General features: G+C 31.2%; 24 protein-coding genes. 14 read left to right on the forward strand and 10 right to left on the reverse strand.

Translation table 11 applies throughout. The features are described from left to right. Positions 1-49 precede the first annotated feature (49 nt). The 7 genes from ATO12_RS18835 (at position 50) to ATO12_RS18865 (ending at position 6,160) form a co-directional block, all read left to right on the forward strand. Complete coding sequence (locus tag ATO12_RS18835; RefSeq protein WP_034244947.1) at positions 50-406, forward strand: hypothetical protein; 357 nt, start codon at positions 50-52, stop codon at positions 404-406. 70 nt (positions 407-476) lie between these two features. Continuing rightward, positions 477-1,241 carry a helix-turn-helix domain-containing protein gene (locus ATO12_RS18840; RefSeq protein WP_034244949.1) on the forward strand — a complete coding sequence of 255 codons (765 nt, stop codon included), beginning with the start codon at positions 477-479 and terminating at the stop codon, positions 1,239-1,241. Between the two features lie 73 nt (positions 1,242-1,314). Then, entirely contained in the window at positions 1,315-2,622 is a 1,308-nt protein-coding gene (locus ATO12_RS18845; RefSeq protein ID WP_034244951.1) for a DUF885 domain-containing protein, read from the forward strand. 184 nt (positions 2,623-2,806) lie between these two features. After that, positions 2,807-3,544, forward strand: a complete 738-nt coding sequence (locus ATO12_RS18850; RefSeq protein WP_240486153.1) for a GNAT family N-acetyltransferase — start codon at positions 2,807-2,809, stop codon at positions 3,542-3,544. 58 nt (positions 3,545-3,602) lie between these two features. Continuing rightward, positions 3,603-4,622: a phenylalanine--tRNA ligase subunit alpha gene (locus ATO12_RS18855; RefSeq protein ID WP_034244955.1), complete on the forward strand. Its 1,020-nt coding sequence runs from the start codon at positions 3,603-3,605 to the stop codon at positions 4,620-4,622. Between the two features lie 8 nt (positions 4,623-4,630). After that, positions 4,631-5,026, forward strand: coding sequence for a hypothetical protein (locus ATO12_RS18860; protein WP_034244957.1), 396 nt, complete (start codon positions 4,631-4,633; stop codon positions 5,024-5,026). A gap of 633 nt (positions 5,027-5,659) precedes the next feature. Beyond that, the gene (locus ATO12_RS18865) at positions 5,660-6,160 is read left to right on the forward strand and encodes a hypothetical protein (RefSeq protein ID WP_034244960.1); all 501 of its coding nucleotides are present in this window, start codon (positions 5,660-5,662) and stop codon (positions 6,158-6,160) included. A gap of 35 nt (positions 6,161-6,195) precedes the next feature. Here the strand turns inward: ATO12_RS18865 and ATO12_RS26165 are convergent, their stop codons facing one another. Beyond that, positions 6,196-6,339 (reverse strand): hypothetical protein, encoded by a 144-nt coding sequence (locus ATO12_RS26165; protein ID WP_165583411.1) that lies wholly within the window; start codon positions 6,337-6,339, stop codon positions 6,196-6,198. Positions 6,340-6,408: 69 nt separating this feature from the next. Further along, entirely contained in the window at positions 6,409-6,558 is a 150-nt protein-coding gene (locus ATO12_RS26170; RefSeq protein ID WP_165583412.1) for a hypothetical protein, read from the reverse strand. Positions 6,559-6,642: 84 nt separating this feature from the next. On the opposite strand from ATO12_RS26170, the gene ATO12_RS18870 reads away from it, so the two are divergent. The 5 genes from ATO12_RS18870 (at position 6,643) to ATO12_RS18890 (ending at position 8,926) form a co-directional block, all read left to right on the forward strand. Then, positions 6,643-6,867: a helix-turn-helix domain-containing protein gene (locus ATO12_RS18870; RefSeq protein WP_034244961.1), complete on the forward strand. Its 225-nt coding sequence runs from the start codon at positions 6,643-6,645 to the stop codon at positions 6,865-6,867. Positions 6,868-7,162: 295 nt separating this feature from the next. Next, positions 7,163-7,714, forward strand: coding sequence for a TetR/AcrR family transcriptional regulator (locus ATO12_RS18875; RefSeq protein WP_034244963.1), 552 nt, complete (start codon positions 7,163-7,165; stop codon positions 7,712-7,714). Next, on the forward strand, positions 7,711-8,127 hold the full coding sequence (locus ATO12_RS18880) for a DUF6463 family protein (RefSeq protein WP_034244966.1): 417 nt from the start codon (positions 7,711-7,713) through the stop codon (positions 8,125-8,127). Before ATO12_RS18875 ends, ATO12_RS18880 begins: the two co-directional genes overlap by 4 nt. Positions 8,128-8,130: 3 nt before the next feature. Beyond that, the gene (locus ATO12_RS18885; RefSeq protein ID WP_034244967.1) at positions 8,131-8,520 is read left to right on the forward strand and encodes a hypothetical protein; all 390 of its coding nucleotides are present in this window, start codon (positions 8,131-8,133) and stop codon (positions 8,518-8,520) included. After that, a complete protein-coding gene (locus tag ATO12_RS18890; RefSeq protein WP_034244968.1) occupies positions 8,513-8,926 on the forward strand; it encodes a hypothetical protein in 414 nt (137 codons plus the stop codon). The genes ATO12_RS18885 and ATO12_RS18890 overlap by 8 nt, the downstream gene beginning before the upstream one ends. 35 nt (positions 8,927-8,961) lie before the next feature. Here the strand turns inward: ATO12_RS18890 and ATO12_RS18895 are convergent, their stop codons facing one another. The 4 genes from ATO12_RS18895 to ATO12_RS18905 form a co-directional block, all read right to left on the reverse strand. After that, positions 8,962-9,297 (reverse strand): hypothetical protein, encoded by a 336-nt coding sequence (locus ATO12_RS18895; protein WP_034244971.1) that lies wholly within the window; start codon positions 9,295-9,297, stop codon positions 8,962-8,964. A gap of 63 nt (positions 9,298-9,360) precedes the next feature. Then, on the reverse strand, positions 9,361-10,467 hold the full coding sequence (locus ATO12_RS18900; RefSeq protein ID WP_034244974.1) for a DNA alkylation repair protein: 1,107 nt from the start codon (positions 10,465-10,467) through the stop codon (positions 9,361-9,363). Positions 10,468-10,783: 316 nt separating this feature from the next. Next, positions 10,784-10,936 (reverse strand): hypothetical protein, encoded by a 153-nt coding sequence (locus ATO12_RS26175; RefSeq protein ID WP_165583413.1) that lies wholly within the window; start codon positions 10,934-10,936, stop codon positions 10,784-10,786. 25 nt (positions 10,937-10,961) lie between these two features. Continuing rightward, positions 10,962-11,213: a hypothetical protein gene (locus ATO12_RS18905; RefSeq protein WP_034244982.1), complete on the reverse strand. Its 252-nt coding sequence runs from the start codon at positions 11,211-11,213 to the stop codon at positions 10,962-10,964. Positions 11,214-11,339: 126 nt separating this feature from the next. Between ATO12_RS18905 and ATO12_RS18910 the strand changes: the two genes are divergently transcribed. Beyond that, positions 11,340-11,564 (forward strand): helix-turn-helix transcriptional regulator, encoded by a 225-nt coding sequence (locus ATO12_RS18910; protein WP_051575949.1) that lies wholly within the window; start codon positions 11,340-11,342, stop codon positions 11,562-11,564. A 496-nt stretch (positions 11,565-12,060) separates the two neighbouring features. Here ATO12_RS18910 and ATO12_RS26180 read toward each other — a convergent pair whose 3' ends face one another. Together ATO12_RS26180 and ATO12_RS26600 are read right to left on the reverse strand one after the other, a co-directional pair. Continuing rightward, complete coding sequence (locus ATO12_RS26180; RefSeq protein ID WP_165583414.1) at positions 12,061-12,210, reverse strand: hypothetical protein; 150 nt, start codon at positions 12,208-12,210, stop codon at positions 12,061-12,063. Positions 12,211-12,243: 33 nt separating this feature from the next. Beyond that, positions 12,244-12,375: a hypothetical protein gene (locus ATO12_RS26600; RefSeq protein WP_262482602.1), complete on the reverse strand. Its 132-nt coding sequence runs from the start codon at positions 12,373-12,375 to the stop codon at positions 12,244-12,246. A gap of 100 nt (positions 12,376-12,475) precedes the next feature. On the opposite strand from ATO12_RS26600, the gene ATO12_RS18915 reads away from it, so the two are divergent. After that, a complete protein-coding gene (locus tag ATO12_RS18915) occupies positions 12,476-12,721 on the forward strand; it encodes a helix-turn-helix domain-containing protein (RefSeq protein WP_051575950.1) in 246 nt (81 codons plus the stop codon). A gap of 219 nt (positions 12,722-12,940) precedes the next feature. On the opposite strand, the gene ATO12_RS18920 is transcribed toward ATO12_RS18915, so the two are convergent. Both ATO12_RS18920 and ATO12_RS18925 read right to left on the reverse strand, forming a co-directional pair. Beyond that, positions 12,941-13,684: a DUF6261 family protein gene (locus ATO12_RS18920; protein WP_034244984.1), complete on the reverse strand. Its 744-nt coding sequence runs from the start codon at positions 13,682-13,684 to the stop codon at positions 12,941-12,943. Positions 13,685-13,755: 71 nt separating this feature from the next. Then, on the reverse strand, positions 13,756-14,619 hold the full coding sequence (locus ATO12_RS18925; RefSeq protein ID WP_034244986.1) for a hypothetical protein: 864 nt from the start codon (positions 14,617-14,619) through the stop codon (positions 13,756-13,758). Positions 14,620-14,972 lie beyond the last annotated feature (353 nt).

Raw genomic sequence — 14,972 nt, forward strand, 5'->3', positions numbered from 1 at the left:
TTATTAAATATTTAAAAGTTGATTTGAAAACTATAATTGAGTAAGGACAATGGCAAGAGATGAAAAATTAAAAGAACGCTGGGAAATCCTGGTAAAAAAACTGTCGGATCAGTTTGCAGATGGAGAAGATCTCGATCTCGATGGGATTATATATCTAATAGGAGTACAAGAATTGGGTCAGTTGCATCGAAGGTTTAAAAAAGAAGAAAAATTAGATTTAATGCATATTGCTATATGTCGACTTTTAGAACCATATGGTTATTATGAGTTTGATTACTATGATGATGATGGTTGGCCACATTATAAGATTAAAGAACAACTACCTAGTCTTAAAGCAGGAGAACAATCTGTTCTGATGAAAGAAGCTATTGTAAGTTATTTTTTGGTAAGTAGATATATCGTATAAGTATAGTATCGAGAATAAAACAAAATATCAACATCGTGATTTTGGGAAAATAAATTTCTCTCAAAGTAATATGCCAACAATTTACAATGGTAAAACAACAGGTATTGCTTTAAAGTATGTAATAGAAGGAAAAGAACATTATAAAACGAATAGAAATCGATTAAATGTTTATAAAAATCAATTTATTATCCTTAGAGAAAATATTGATTATGAAGTGTATTCTAAAAATATAAATACCAAAGGTTTCTGTCTGGATATTAATCCAGAATTATTAGATATAGAGATATCAGATTTTTTGAAGAACGATCTACTATTTAATCAACCATTTTCGGGAGTTTTATCTACCTCATTGGGCAAATCTCTATACGATTTTACCAATACTATTATGGAGTGTGATTTTGCTCAAAAGCCTATGGGAGTTATTACCAGATTTAAAGACGATTTACTTTGCTTCCAAAATGACTTAATGGTACTTGCAAATTCTTTACAAAATATAACCAAAAGAGTTGATACACAAAAACTTCTTGTTTCAAAACTTTTTGAAGCAAGAGAATATATTCATTTATATTATGCGCATAAAATTTCACTAAGTACTCTTGCTGGGGTATCGGGCATCTCTAAGTACCATTTTGCCAGAGTTTTTAAAATGTGTTTTAAAATGACTCCGTTGCAAATGCAGGAACAGTTACGAATGGAAAAAGCCAGAGAACTATTACGTAGTGATAAGATCTCTTTAACTTCGATAGCTTATCAATTAGGATATACAGATTTAGCTTCGTTTTCTAAAAGATTTAAAAAATATTACAAAATACCACCTTCGCAATATATAAAATAGCAAGATTGTACAAATTATAGTGAGATTTCCATAGTATTATTGCATTAAAACAGGTTTGAAAAATCCAATTAATATGGTAAATCGGTATGTTAGAATTAGTATGCAGGTATTCGTGCTTGTTCTGTTTAGTTGCCAAAACAAAATAGAAAGCCAATCTACAGAATGGGAAACTATAACCAAAGAATTTATAAAGGATTATAAAAAATTAGATCTTCCGGGATTAGAACTTTCTTTTGTAGAAAACCTTAAGAACATTAGAGACAAGAAATCTGTTCAGAACCAGGAAAAAGTATTTATCTCTTTAGAAAAGGCATTACATAAAATAGACAAAAATCAATTATCTGATCGTGATAAATTAGATTATGAAGTACTGCTTTATGAATGTGAGCTTAATCGGGAGAGAATCATTATCGAAAAAAAATGGTTAAATGCAATTAGAGATAGTATCCCAACCACTAAAATATTTGACGTACCAAATGGAAAAGATTGGTATGCGTATTTCTTAAAAAAGTGGGTAGATAAAGACGCAACACCAGACCAGATATACGCTTTGGGAGTAAAAGAAATAGAAAAGGTAACTTCAAAAATCAAAGAAATACAGATCAAATCAGGGATGGATAGTTTGGATTTTAGCAGACATATTAAGGATTCTATATTTTTTTATTCTAATGTTGAAATGGTTCAAAAGCGTTTTTTACAAATCAGAGAAACCGTAGCCGATAAATTACCAGAAATATTTCCGTTTACAGATAGTGTTCCAGAAGTAAAGATTAAACGAGGAACCAATAAAAACTTATCTCAGGTTCCTGGATTTTATACAAATGGCACTTTTTATTATAATTACTTCAATTCATCTTTTAATAAGAGACAAGTAGGTTGGTTATACATTCATGAAGGAATGCCAGGACATCATTATCAAGTAATGGCCGAAACGTTATTGCATCGTTCTGATGTTCAAAAAATGTTTAGATATAGAGGAGTCGGAGAAGGATGGGCCGCCTATGTAGAAGAAATAGGAAATGAAATAGGAGCATACCAAAACATATATGATGAATTAGGAAAATGGGAATGGGATATTATTCGTTCTGTACGAGTAGCATTAGATGTAGGTCTTAATTATTATGGCTGGAGTGATCAAAAAGCTTTACAGTTTTGGCAAAAATATATCAAAGGACAAGATGATATTGCTTTTCGTGAAATAGCCAGAATGAAAAGGTGGCCGGTACAAGTTATCACTTATAAATATGGATCAAATAAAATACTTCAATGGAAATCGCAACTTGAAAAAAATCAAAATTTTAACCTTAGAGAGTTTCATAAAAACATTCTAAAAAACGGATTGTTACCTTATTCAATTTTAGAATCACAACTAGGGCTGTAATTACTTCATATTTATGAAAGCATTATCATATGATGATTATGAAGTTCATTATATTTAGAGCGCTTATTTAATAACAATATAATACATACAGACTTATAGTATGGTGGTTAGAACTTTAGAAAAAGTTGCATTTAAATCGATAATAGATTGCTTTCTAATTTCATTTAAAAACTACTTTGTAGAAATGCCAACAGATTTAGAGTATTACAAAGAAAGATGGGATAACGCAAAAGTTCGATTTGATCTATCCTATGGGATGTTTGATGATGAAAAACTTGTAGGGTTTATTATAAATGGAATTGACAAAAGAAACGGAGATCTAATCGCGTTTAATACAGGAACAGGTGTGATTCCCGAATATCGAGGAAAAAGAATAGTGCAATCTATCTATGAGTATGCTCTTAAAGATTTAAAACAAAATGGTATTACTCTATGTTCTTTAGAAGTAATAAAAGAGAATACAATTGCTATTAGGTCCTATGAAAATGTTGGCTTTGAGAAATGTAAAAATTATAAGTGCTTTAAAGGTAAAATACAGATTGAAAATGAGAAGGTTGTTGAGTTAAATGAAATTGATTTTAATCAATTTGATGCGATAAACTTACCCAATCAAGAATACTACTCCTGGGACAATCACAAAAACTCCATCAAAGAAGGAAATTACAGATATTTTCAAGTTTTAAGAGGTCAAACTCCAGAATCTTATTTTGTTATAAACCCAGTAAATGGATATTTAGCACAATTTGATCTTTTAAATAAGAATGAATTAGGATGGCACTACCTGTTTCTGGGAATTAAAAGTATTTGCGAAACCATAAAAATTAATAATATTGATACTAGACTTATCGAGAAAATAGACTATTTGAATTCGATACATATCGAAAACATAATTGATCAGTACGAAATGGAATTAAGAATATAAATGTACTATTCTATTAAGCTAAATTGCGTAAATTTGCCGTTCTATTAAGAAAATAGTGATGATTGATAAGATTAAAGAGTATATAGAAGAAGTTGATAGTTTTAAAGCTAAAACTAAAGAAGATGTTGAGGCATTTCGAATTAAGTTTTCGGGTAAAAAAGGATTGATCAATGAATTCTTTGCAGAGTTCAGAAATGTAGCTAATGACCAGAAAAAAGAATTTGGACAAGCTATTAATGCTCTTAAAATAGCTGCAGAAGGAAAGGTAAAATCTTTAAAAGACGAATTAGAATCCAAAGATGAAGAAAAAGGACTTTATGGTGACCTTACAAGACCCGCAGAGCCTATTGCTTTAGGATCCAGGCATCCTATTTCTTTGGTAAAAAATCAAATCATCGATATTTTCTCTCGTATAGGATTTAATGTAAGCGAAGGTCCAGAGATAGAAGATGATTGGCATAACTTTACAGCTCTTAATTTACCAGAGTATCATCCGGCAAGAGATATGCAGGATACGTTTTTTATTCAAACAGACCCTGATATTCTGTTACGTACTCATACCTCATCGGTTCAAGTACGATATATGGAAAATAATAAACCACCAATTCGTACAATTTCTCCAGGAAGAGTATATCGTAATGAAGCTATTTCTGCACGATCACATTGCTTTTTTCATCAGGTAGAAGGGTTGTATATTGACAAAGATGTTTCGTTTGCCGATTTAAAACAGACACTTCAATACTTTACTACAGAGATGTTTGGTAAATCAAGAATTAGATTACGTCCATCGTATTTCCCGTTTACCGAGCCTAGTGCAGAAGTAGATGTATACTGGGGATTAGAAACAGAGACCGATTATAAAATGACCAAAGGAACAGGTTGGTTAGAAATTATGGGTTGTGGAATGGTGGATCCAAATGTGCTTAAAAATTGTAATATAGACCCTCAGGAGTATAGTGGTTTTGCATTTGGGATGGGAATCGATCGTATCGCACTCTTATTATATGGAGTATCCGATATTAGAATGCTTAGTGAAAATGATGTGCGTTTCTTAGAACAATTTAAATCTTCACTATAGGGTATAACATGAAGAAAGATATTGAAATACCCATTGTAGAAGGTGTTTATATTGCAGTGATCAAAGAATGGGACGAAGAATTTCTTGCCCAACATTGGAACTCCTATATTATTAATGATCGTGATACTGCAATAGAAATGGTTCTGGTAGTGACCAAAGGATATGATGGAGATCGAAAAACCTCATTGCTACGTCATGGTATAGGAACGATGGAAGCAAAATCTTCTGCCAAAATCGAAATGCTCCAGGAAGAATTACTGGGGATGAATAATGAATTTGTTGTGACTTTTTTTGCAGAAAGTAAAATGTATGATAAAAAGTACGTGTTTAGAAAGCATACCATAAACGAAAACGCTTTTCAGAATTTACCAGTAATGGATCAATTGGGAGTGTTAGTAAAATAAGTACAAATTATAACTATCTTCCTGTATTAGAAGTGTAAATCAGCGCGATTTCCTTTTGCAATTAGTTCCTCCTGAAGGATAATCTTCTCTTTTTGTACAGTAATAGCTAGTGTCTTAATGTGATAAGATTATCTAAATAACGTGAGTTCGATGTAAGAAAATTTACGTCAGTCAGAGTGATTTTCAATAGAAAATTGTACTTCGACCAGGCTCAGCAGAACTATCGAAGACAAGTAAATTTTCAAGCAAAAACCTAATTTCGATACAATTTTTCTTCGTTTCACTATGAAAAATCACTTAATTTGACGGCTTTTTAAAACTAAGTCCTTACATCGAATTCACGTTAAATACCTTATTATTAGGTACAGTAACTACGTTTATACTGTTATTAAGCTCTTCTGCCAGAGAGTTTAGACTAATACTGCCCAATTTTAGTGATTATTCTTTTTTAATGGGCTTCTTATAAATAACGATTTTAATTTATACCAGAGTTGTAAGTTATGGTTAGTTAAGGAGACTAATGAGTATCGATAAAAAGCTATTATAATCGATAAAATACACATTTTAACGTTAATTATTTGTTAATAAGAAGTATTTTTCTGATTTTTGTAGCTGTAATTGGAAATACAACATATGAAGAGACTTTTACCAGCTTATGCTACGTTTTTGGTCTTGATACTTTTTGGAATGTATTCTTGCGGAAAAGAAGATTCTAATGCCTCGAATATTATGATAGTTGGCATATGGCAATTGAAGCAAGAGTTTAGTAATGAAGAAGAAAATGCGCCATTAGAAGAATTTCCGCTTTCCTCTTGTGAAAAAATGACAACTCTGGAAGTGTTAAAGAATGGTAGATTTATTGAGAAAAATTTTTATGATAATTTTGGAACAGGAGGAGAATGTATAAAGGATACTGAAGATACCCAAGGGAGTTGGAAAAAGGAATCAGATGGTAATTTTTACTTTATGTATGATAAGAGTGAAATCTTATTATTTAATGAATCTTATGTGACTGTCAAAAATGGAGATTTAGTAGTTACCATTGAGTATGATGACCCCGATTTGGGATATGAAACTACTCTAAAATTTATTTATTCAAAAAAGCATCAAGAAACGAGTTATTCATCAAAGTAAAAGAACCCGTATTTAATATACGGGCTCTTTGTAGGCTAAAATTTCTGATGAGATTTTCGGGCTGCATTAGTTTTTTGTAAAGTTTCTAATGCCCATAAATAATGTTGTTGTGTTTCCTGGGTGACGCCATGCTTACTTTTGTGAAGCATAAGGCGTTCATAAAGTTTTTTCTCTGTCATATATATTGATTTTGGTTAAAAACTATATTGATATTAGTATCTTTTATACATCCATAGAAATGCATAGGCTTACGAACTTGAAAGCTCTGATGGTTTTGTATCAGTGTTGTCAGGCTTAAGTGCTTCTAGCATAGCAATAAAATTGCTTTGTTCTTTTTTACAAAACTGATGCTCCTCTTGATAGGCTAACATATATTGATATAACTCTTCTTGGGTCATACATAATCATCTGATGTAACAAATGTAATAAAAAATTACCGAACGGTAATTGAATTTGTGTTTTATTAAGCTGAATTTTCCGTTGTGGAAGAATATGACAAAAAAGAGCTACTTAATTTATTAGCTAAACGTGTAAAAGAATTGAGGTCAAGAAAAGATGTGACCCAAGAAGACGCGCTTAATGATACCGGAATTCACTTTGGAAGAATTGAACAAGGTAAGCGAGATATTTCTTTTTCAACACTTTTTAAGATTTGTCAGTATTTTGAAATATCTCCAAAAGATTTCTTCACCAAAGACTTTGACTAAGTTTTTATGATCTAAATTTTCTTAAGTTTTATTACCAGATTTTATAGACAAAACTCGTATTTATTTTTTAGAATACTGGCATATATGCTTGTATCACTACTTTATATAATTTTAAATATAAGGAGTTCGAATTCTTACAAGAATTTTACTCTTATAGAAAGCCTAAGACCAATTTAATCTACTTTATTCTCTTTAATTAATTGTTTTAAGTGTAAAATTAAAATCTTTATTAAACGATTGCGTCTAATAAAGATTTTGTTATATATTTGTTTTTTCTAAACGAAACCGTCTAATAATGCCAAAAGTAGTAGCACAAAAGAATGATTGGATAAAACTGGGATACAAACTCTTCTCTGAGCAGGGAATTTCTGGTATTGTCATAGAAAAGATGGCCAAAAAGTTAGAATGTAACAAGTCAAGCTTTTATTGGCATTTTAAATCTAAGAAAAAATTCATTGGTGAACTTATAAATTTTTGGATTTCTTCAGAAACAGATCAAATTATACAGCAGACCGAAAAAGCAAAATCTTCTGAAGAAAAAATCGAACAATTTTTAAAAATCACTTTTAAGAATGATCCTTATTTAGAATTCATTTTTTTCTTAAAACGCTATGCTATAAAGAATAAGGAAGTGCAAGCTATCATAGATGAAATTGATACTAGAAGATTAGAGTTCACAACTCAGTTATTCCAGGAAATTGGATATTCTAAGAAAGATGCTGCTATAAAAGCGAGTATTTTTTATAAATACTTAATTGGGTATCACGAAATGATAAAAAACAAAAAACAATCCAAAAATTACCTTATAGAAGTAAAAAAGGAATTAAAACACTTTATAACAATATGAAAACAATACATGGGAAAATATTAATATTCTTTGGAGTCATTCACTCACTATTAGCAGTTTCACCATGGGCGTTTTGGAAACAATTTGCAGGATTTATGGGCAAGTCCTTTTTCAAAATAAGTGAAGGACTTTTTGAATTTCCTTTGCTCGATGGACAAATGAATTATGAAAATTTCGCAGCATTTTGGTTTTTCTATTTCGGACTTTTACTTATTCCTATTGGGGTTCTGGTAAACCATGTAGAGAAAACAAATAGGCAAATTCCCAAAAATTTCATGTGGATATATCTAATGATTGTGGGTATTGGGGTGTATATGATTCCTTTTTCGGGTATGACTTTTTTAATGTTACCGCACTCGATTTATATGCTTTACACAGACCATAAAATAAAACACACACATCAAATAAACTAAATAATGAAGCGAAATAAGTATTGGATAATCGCAGGAATAATTAACATTTTTACTGCAATCCTACATCTAATTGGTGGTCAAATAGATTTGATTAATCCTTTGATGGAAAGTAGCATTGCTTTACAAATAAGGACTGAACTATTGGGGGTTTGGCATATGGTTACTATCATGCTATTTGCTTCTTCAATACTTTATTTTAAACAAGGCATTAACACAACAAAGAAAGCAGACATAGCATTAGTTTCTTTTATAAGCTATTTATACGTCGCTTTCTCATTCGCTTTTATCTTTTCTAGTGTATATAACTCAATACTAGCGCTTCAATGGGTTTTACTTCTTCCTATTGGGGTATTGGGAGTCATTGGAGTTAAAAAATCAAAGACTAATGCTTAAAATCGGTGGATACATAAATATATTAATTGGCATTGGCCATTTAATCGGACTCATTTGGCCAGAACAAATGTTCGAAAAAACTGGTGTGCTAAAAGAAATGAAAACACTAGCACAAATTCATTTTTCTCTTCCATACTTGTTAACAGTTTTTGTTGCACTCGTCTTTATAATTTTTGGATTTTACGGACTCTCGGCAAGCGAAAAAATTAAAAAACTTCCTTTCTTAAAATTTGGTATCTACGCAATTGCTTCTATATATCTTTTTCGTGGGATTGCAGAACAATGGTATAATATAAGCCAACAGACCACTACAATATCAGAAACTATTCAATCTATAGCAGCAGTAATTATTGGTTTACTATTCCTAATTGGTGGTTTAAAAAAATGGAAATTTAAAATAGAATAAAATAGAGAACGACCTATCATACACAGAATTCGCATTTATTGCTTAGTATTCTTAGGCTTTAATGATTTGGCATAGGTATAACTATCGTTAAGATAGGAGGAAAGTAGCTCAAAATCTTCCATCAGTTTTTCGGGTACTAGTACATATTCTTTCATTACTGCACCATAGGATTTAAAAACTGTAGTTTGATGTTTTTGCATGAATAGTACCCCTTGTTCTTTAGACAATCGAATACCAATTTCACCGGCTTTATTTAATTGCGAAAACATGTGGCCATTAACAGATGTATATGGCATTGTTTTTCCTTTTCTGTCAAAATTTGGATTGGTAGCTATAAGTTTGTCATAAAATGCTAATCGTTCTTCCCACATATTGTTTCATTTTAAGAATTGCAAAATGTTACCTCTATGTAAAAATACCAAAGAAAACCTTATTTATGCGATAAGTTCAAAATTGTATTTTTCAAACTCATTTCCATTAATAATAATAGACAATTGATGTAATCCAGGATGAAATTTTCTAGTTGTAATTATTTTAAAAGACTGTTTTCTGTTAATAATGGTTATCGATTTCTCGGGATATATTTTTTCACTTATTTTAAACACTTTTTTAGACAAGCTACCATTGGCTTTCTGGTAGTAAAGCCCGTATTCTAAACGTAGTTTAGACGCAGAATTACTAGTATTATTAAGTCGAAAAGTGAATGCTAACACATCACCAATCCTAACTTTTGGTGTAAGAATCTGTAGTTTGTCAATTTTGATATGTTGAATATTACCAAAACCAAGCAATTTCATGATTTCTGTATTTCCTTGTTTCAAAAGGGTTCTACACCCATGTTTTACTAACCAATCTGTTTCTTTTGTTTTTTTGTACCATTTTTTTGCAAGGTCAACTACAATATCGGGGTTGTCTTTAGCAATATCATTTAGATTATTGGCAACACTTCTTCGTACAGTTTCTGAAGTATCATTTTTTAGATTTTCGAGAATAGGAAGGATAGGTGTTGGTTCGGTTTTTAAGAAAGGAAGTGCCATAGCCCAGGGTAAACGAGGTCTGCAACCTTCAGACGATAACCTTCTTACCATAGGGTGTTTATGTTTTGACCATTTCTTCATTTGTAACATTCCTTTTTTAGGGTTTTTTATGAGAAAAGGGCGAATAGCAAATTCACAGCTTGTGAATTGGGTAATTTTTTCGATGGCAAGTATAGAAGTGTTATAATGACCTATGCCGTAACACTCTATAAAATCCGGCAGAAACATATACTCTAAACTATTTTCTTTAATTCCTTCTTTTTGAAGCTGTTTGATAACCCGTAATAGAACATCAATATTTTGGGTATAATCATGTGATAAATGATGTTGTAATGTGATGGTAATATGACGCATTCGCTGTTTCAATTCTCTATTAGACCATTCGTCATCAAAAATTTGCTTAAAAAAAGATGAGGTATCAAAATCAGGGACAATTTTTTGAAAAGCCCCTGTAAATTTTTCAAAAAACTCCTGTGTATAAATATGTTTCAATAATTCTGCCATTGTAAATAGTGGATTTCTTTGAAACAAAATTAAAACAGGCTAGTGACAACTGTATGTCAACTGTCGATCGAGAATAGTTTTTTTAGATAGATAATCACTATTCTCGATACAATCTTTCAGTCTGTACTGAGCTATGTCGAAGTATGAGATTACTCGAATTGACATCATTTTATTATGTCGAACTCAGGTTAGTAACTAATTATTTTACTTTCAGAATTTCGAACAGGACTAATAAAAAATAGTTGCCGTATAACACAAGTACGCTAGTAGCTTTTTATAGCCACAAAGTAATATTCTGTTACTACTATGATTTTGTTTAAATACCTTCTTCTGGGTTATTACCATTAACTGTAAGTTGCCTTTGCTTAAGTAGCTCTACAGCCCACTTATAATGTTGTAACATTTCCTGGGTTACACCATATTTTTTTTTGTAACGCATTAACCTCTCGTATAATTTTTTCTCTGTCATGACTATTGATTTTTAATTTATATTTTCACTTTTCTTCTTCTTTTAAATTGTTATCAGGTTTTAAGGCATTTAATATTTTAATAAAATTGCTTTGGTCTTTTTCGCTAAACAAATGTTCTTTTTGATATGCCAACATATAGTGGTATAACTCTTCTTTTGGATTACTATCGGGTTTTAAAGTTTTTAATAATGCAATAAAATTGCTTTGGTCTTTTTCACTAAATAGATGTTCTTTTTGATACGACAACATATAGTGATACAACTCTTCTTTGGTCATAACTTGAGATATCTTTTTATTTTATAATATGCAATATACTGCATAATTATAACAGATAATCAAGTGTTTAACAAAATAAAGGTACCTGCTGTATTTTTGCTAACAGGAAATTAGTCATTTTTGAGGATGGCTAAAGATGATAAATTCAAAGAAGCATTAGGCAATCGACTGCGAAGTTTACGGCTAGACGCTGGATTGACATTGGTAGAATTAGCCGAAAAATCCGGAGTAAGTTACCGAACTATTATTGATATTGAAAAAGCAGACACCAGACCTTCTGTCGAAGTAATCAGGCTGCTTTGCAATGTATTAGAGTATCCTCTCTCTGACTTTTTTAAATTCAAATACTAAACCAATAGGGTATACGAATAGTATTATCTCATGTTTGTAGCACTAAAAAATGTTAAAAACCTAACCTATAGGTATATATTTTATTCTAGGTATAGGTAATTGATCCCACAATTAAGAAACTGTTTAAAAAGCGTATTTTCTAAAAACTACCAATTTTAGATATACATGATTTGTAAACATGTTCTTAAGACTTTTCCCTGATCTTAAATTACGGCGAAAATTCTTACAATTCTTACGGGAACCCGTATGGGATGTATTAATTTTTTTTATATAGACTATGTATTTTAACTAATATTTATTCAAAATAATAGTTAAAACTAGTTGTGACCCCTTCAAAAGTAGGGGGTAAATCCCCCTTCTCCCTTATTTCAATGTTATATATTTTTAGGGTTCATTACATTTACGATACTATCCAGATATAATGCTTTATAACTTTACTGTTGAAGTTAGTACTCCCAACGCTTCTTAAAATCATTCGAGAAAGATAGTACATGGTTTACATCTTCTCTTGTGCTCTGCAACTTTTGGCCAAAGGATGTTGTTTAAGCGTATCTAGTGCCCAATGATAATGTTGTAATACTTCTTGGGTTACACCGTGTTTACTTTTATATAGCATAAGACGTTCGTACAGTATTTTCTCTGTCATCATATATGTTTTTTTAATGTATAGCTTATAAGTTTATTCTTCTTTTGAGTTATTATCAGGTTTAAGGGTTTCTAGTATGGACATAAAATGACTTTGATCATTTTTGGTAAATAAATGCTCTTGTTGATATGCCAACATATAGTGATATAACTCTTCTTTGGTCATTACTTATGATATCTCTATACAAATATAATAATTTTTGCCGAGAAAACAACCCCTTGTATTCGATCCCTTGTAAACAATACATTTTGCTCAACTTTGCTGTATGGGTAGAAATAGAGTAAAACCAATGCCGCAATCTGTTAAAAATTTTGGTATCAAAATAAAAGAATTAAGACAGCAACGTAATATGTCTCAAATGGATGTTGGTGCTGCTCTTGGGATTGATCGTGAGAATATTAGAAAATATGAAAAAGGAATTCAAGAACCAAGGTTATCTATTGTTATTAAATTTGCGGCTGTGTTTAATGTTTCTTTTAATGAACTATTTGATTTTATAAAAGAAAAATAATCCTTTTAGAGTAATATAGTATTAAAAAACCTTCCTGCACCATGCAAGAAGGTTTTTTATGATTAGAATGTATTCCTGCACGATGCAGGAAGCTTTTCTAACTGTAGATTTTGCACCTGCATCGTGCAGCATGCTTTTCTAAATCTGGATTTTGCTCCTGTATCCTGCAACAAAGTTTTTTAACCCTGGTAAGAGTTGTTGCATCATGCAGTAATCATTCTACTCTTGTATCATTTCTTCTTCTATATCGGTATCGGTGCTAATTGCTCCTCTTTTTTCTACAAGGATATTATATTGCTCGGTTAGTGTATTGATTTCTTGTACTACAGTATCATAATCCTTAGATGGGTTTAGGGTGGCATGAGCCGTAATATGATTAATTAGTATGGTATAGCTTTCTTTGGCTTTGTCTCTAAGCTCGGTAACATTTACCTTACTATCTACGGCATATTCGGTATTACGTTCCAGGTATTTGGTATTAAACAAATCATTACTTTCTCCCAGTTCTTTTGCCCAATCGGCAAGTCCCAAAGCAGTAATCGCAGATTTTAGAGAAGAAACAGTAGACCAATCTTGTATAAGATTACGCAGGTTGGTAGTTTCTGTCTGGTAATTTTGCCTTGCAATAGTACCACCATATTGATCTATACTCTGCAATAGGTCTTTGCCAGCATCTTGTTTGGTTTGGTCATAATGATAAGTATATGCTTCTACAGCTGTTCTTATCCCTATAATGGCAAGGTCTCGACGTTTATCTAGTGCTTCTAGCTCCTGGGTGATGGTACTGCCCAGTTGTTTTTTATATACCCCATCCATAACAGAGATTTGCTGGTTTAAGGCATCGATCTGTGTTACAACCTGTAATGCCTGTGGGTCTCGCTGAAGTACAATTTTTTTTACATCGGTAAGATACTGTATAAACTCGCTATTGCGAAATTTATAAAAAGTGGGTGTAGTAAACATTGGTTTTAAGAGTTTTAAAAAGGTTAATGAATTATGTTTGTTGGTTTAATAGTTTTTTATTGTTGTGTTTGTTATATTTTAATCAACCATTGATTCCCTGTCAATTGTCTATAATTATTCATTATTAGAAAACTATAAAATAATCTGTACTGTTCAATCTTTGAATAATATTCATTCAGTTCATTAAATGATTCACTTAAGTATGGATATTCACTTACAATTTCTCTCATTTTAGAGCTAAACTGGACAATAAACTCTCTATTATTTACATTCTCAGTTTTATCATTGTCATCTACCTTTATATTTTCAAGAAACCTTAAAATATTAATGTTTTCAATCTTTTGTGGTTTGCTACAAGCAACAGAGTGTGTTCCTGCTTGGGTATAAGTATTTCTTTTGTGCCCTTGCAGGTCAGCAGCATTCTTAAAATTGGAATAGTTTAAAATATCCTTTCTAACTTTTACTAACTCGTTAACATCAGTCGTTGAGGGTGAGGCATAAATAACATACACTTTTGAATTGAAAGTGTTATGTATATGCATTAACAGATTTTGCTGCTCTTTATATATGTTATATCTGAAATAAGGTTCATTCCAATAACTCCATTCTTTACCAGTAGAAACAGTAATATATTCAGGTCTTTTGTATTGAAATAATAAGTTAGCCTTCATTTCGGGTACATTATCAAGTTCTACTCCTAAATATTGTTCCATCTCATAAGCAATATCCCTTAATTCTAAACCATGAAAATGTGGGCGAAACCAAAATGGATGCCCTAACTTTCTCCATAATCTTCTATTTCGAGAAAAAGATGAAGAATCAAAGCCAAGTGAACCTTCTTGGACTTGTCCTAAAGGAAAGTAAATTTCAGAACGTTTATCTAGTTCATTATTGAAGTAACTCTCATAAGTTTTTTCCTCAAATTTTGCTCTCATAGTTTGTTCTCTATTATGACACCCAACAACAATATAAACCCAATAAGGCTTATCAGTTTATGATTTATAAAAGCGGGGTAATTTTTAAATTTTTCTGGATAGAAAAATTTGAGAAGACTAATTTAAAAAGAAAAATGGTAAAACCAATAATGATTTACCACAGAGATTATAGCGATTTTTCTTTGTTACCAAGGCTAGGTATTATTGGTGCTGGGTTTATAGTTTATAAAGAGAGTTATTAACTGTTTTACAGTTTCTTAAGAAAATAACCTTATAATAGTTCATAACTGTCATGTCTTTGGCCTAGACCTTCAAGGTTTTAAAAACCTTGAAGGTCTACGAAAGTGCTTTTT

Origin of the sequence: Aquimarina atlantica, assembly GCF_000626715.1 — a bacterium.
In the GTDB taxonomy this organism is placed as follows: Bacteria; Bacteroidota; Bacteroidia; order Flavobacteriales; family Flavobacteriaceae; genus Aquimarina; species Aquimarina atlantica.

What these genes read in the sequence shown, in the direction of transcription:
- ATO12_RS18920 (WP_034244984.1), bottom strand. Translation starts at nt 13,684, where the DNA reads ATGTTTACTACACCCACTTTTTATAAATTTCGCAATAGCGAGTTTATA.
- ATO12_RS18900 (WP_034244974.1), bottom strand. Translation starts at nt 10,467, where the DNA reads ATGGCAGAATTATTGAAACATATTTATACACAGGAGTTTTTTGAAAAA.
- ATO12_RS18855 (WP_034244955.1), top strand. Translation starts at nt 3,603, where the DNA reads ATGATTGATAAGATTAAAGAGTATATAGAAGAAGTTGATAGTTTTAAA.
- ATO12_RS26180 (WP_165583414.1), bottom strand. Translation starts at nt 12,210, where the DNA reads ATGACAGAGAAAATACTGTACGAACGTCTTATGCTATATAAAAGTAAA.
- ATO12_RS18925 (WP_034244986.1), bottom strand. Translation starts at nt 14,619, where the DNA reads ATGAGAGCAAAATTTGAGGAAAAAACTTATGAGAGTTACTTCAATAAT.
- ATO12_RS18875 (WP_034244963.1), top strand. Translation starts at nt 7,163, where the DNA reads ATGCCAAAAGTAGTAGCACAAAAGAATGATTGGATAAAACTGGGATAC.
- ATO12_RS26175 (WP_165583413.1), bottom strand. Translation starts at nt 10,936, where the DNA reads ATGACAGAGAAAAAATTATACGAGAGGTTAATGCGTTACAAAAAAAAA.
- ATO12_RS18905 (WP_034244982.1), bottom strand. Translation starts at nt 11,213, where the DNA reads ATGACCAAAGAAGAGTTGTATCACTATATGTTGTCGTATCAAAAAGAA.
- ATO12_RS18840 (WP_034244949.1), top strand. Translation starts at nt 477, where the DNA reads ATGCCAACAATTTACAATGGTAAAACAACAGGTATTGCTTTAAAGTAT.
- ATO12_RS18835 (WP_034244947.1), top strand. Translation starts at nt 50, where the DNA reads ATGGCAAGAGATGAAAAATTAAAAGAACGCTGGGAAATCCTGGTAAAA.
- ATO12_RS18845 (WP_034244951.1), top strand. Translation starts at nt 1,315, where the DNA reads ATGGTAAATCGGTATGTTAGAATTAGTATGCAGGTATTCGTGCTTGTT.
- ATO12_RS18860 (WP_034244957.1), top strand. Translation starts at nt 4,631, where the DNA reads ATGAAGAAAGATATTGAAATACCCATTGTAGAAGGTGTTTATATTGCA.
- ATO12_RS26165 (WP_165583411.1), bottom strand. Translation starts at nt 6,339, where the DNA reads ATGACAGAGAAAAAACTTTATGAACGCCTTATGCTTCACAAAAGTAAG.
- ATO12_RS18865 (WP_034244960.1), top strand. Translation starts at nt 5,660, where the DNA reads ATGAAGAGACTTTTACCAGCTTATGCTACGTTTTTGGTCTTGATACTT.
- ATO12_RS18910 (WP_051575949.1), top strand. Translation starts at nt 11,340, where the DNA reads ATGGCTAAAGATGATAAATTCAAAGAAGCATTAGGCAATCGACTGCGA.
- ATO12_RS26600 (WP_262482602.1), bottom strand. Translation starts at nt 12,375, where the DNA reads ATGACCAAAGAAGAGTTATATCACTATATGTTGGCATATCAACAAGAG.
- ATO12_RS18915 (WP_051575950.1), top strand. Translation starts at nt 12,476, where the DNA reads ATGGGTAGAAATAGAGTAAAACCAATGCCGCAATCTGTTAAAAATTTT.
- ATO12_RS18850 (WP_240486153.1), top strand. Translation starts at nt 2,807, where the DNA reads ATGCCAACAGATTTAGAGTATTACAAAGAAAGATGGGATAACGCAAAA.
- ATO12_RS26170 (WP_165583412.1), bottom strand. Translation starts at nt 6,558, where the DNA reads ATGACCCAAGAAGAGTTATATCAATATATGTTAGCCTATCAAGAGGAG.
- ATO12_RS18885 (WP_034244967.1), top strand. Translation starts at nt 8,131, where the DNA reads ATGAAGCGAAATAAGTATTGGATAATCGCAGGAATAATTAACATTTTT.
- ATO12_RS18890 (WP_034244968.1), top strand. Translation starts at nt 8,513, where the DNA reads ATGCTTAAAATCGGTGGATACATAAATATATTAATTGGCATTGGCCAT.
- ATO12_RS18880 (WP_034244966.1), top strand. Translation starts at nt 7,711, where the DNA reads ATGAAAACAATACATGGGAAAATATTAATATTCTTTGGAGTCATTCAC.
- ATO12_RS18895 (WP_034244971.1), bottom strand. Translation starts at nt 9,297, where the DNA reads ATGTGGGAAGAACGATTAGCATTTTATGACAAACTTATAGCTACCAAT.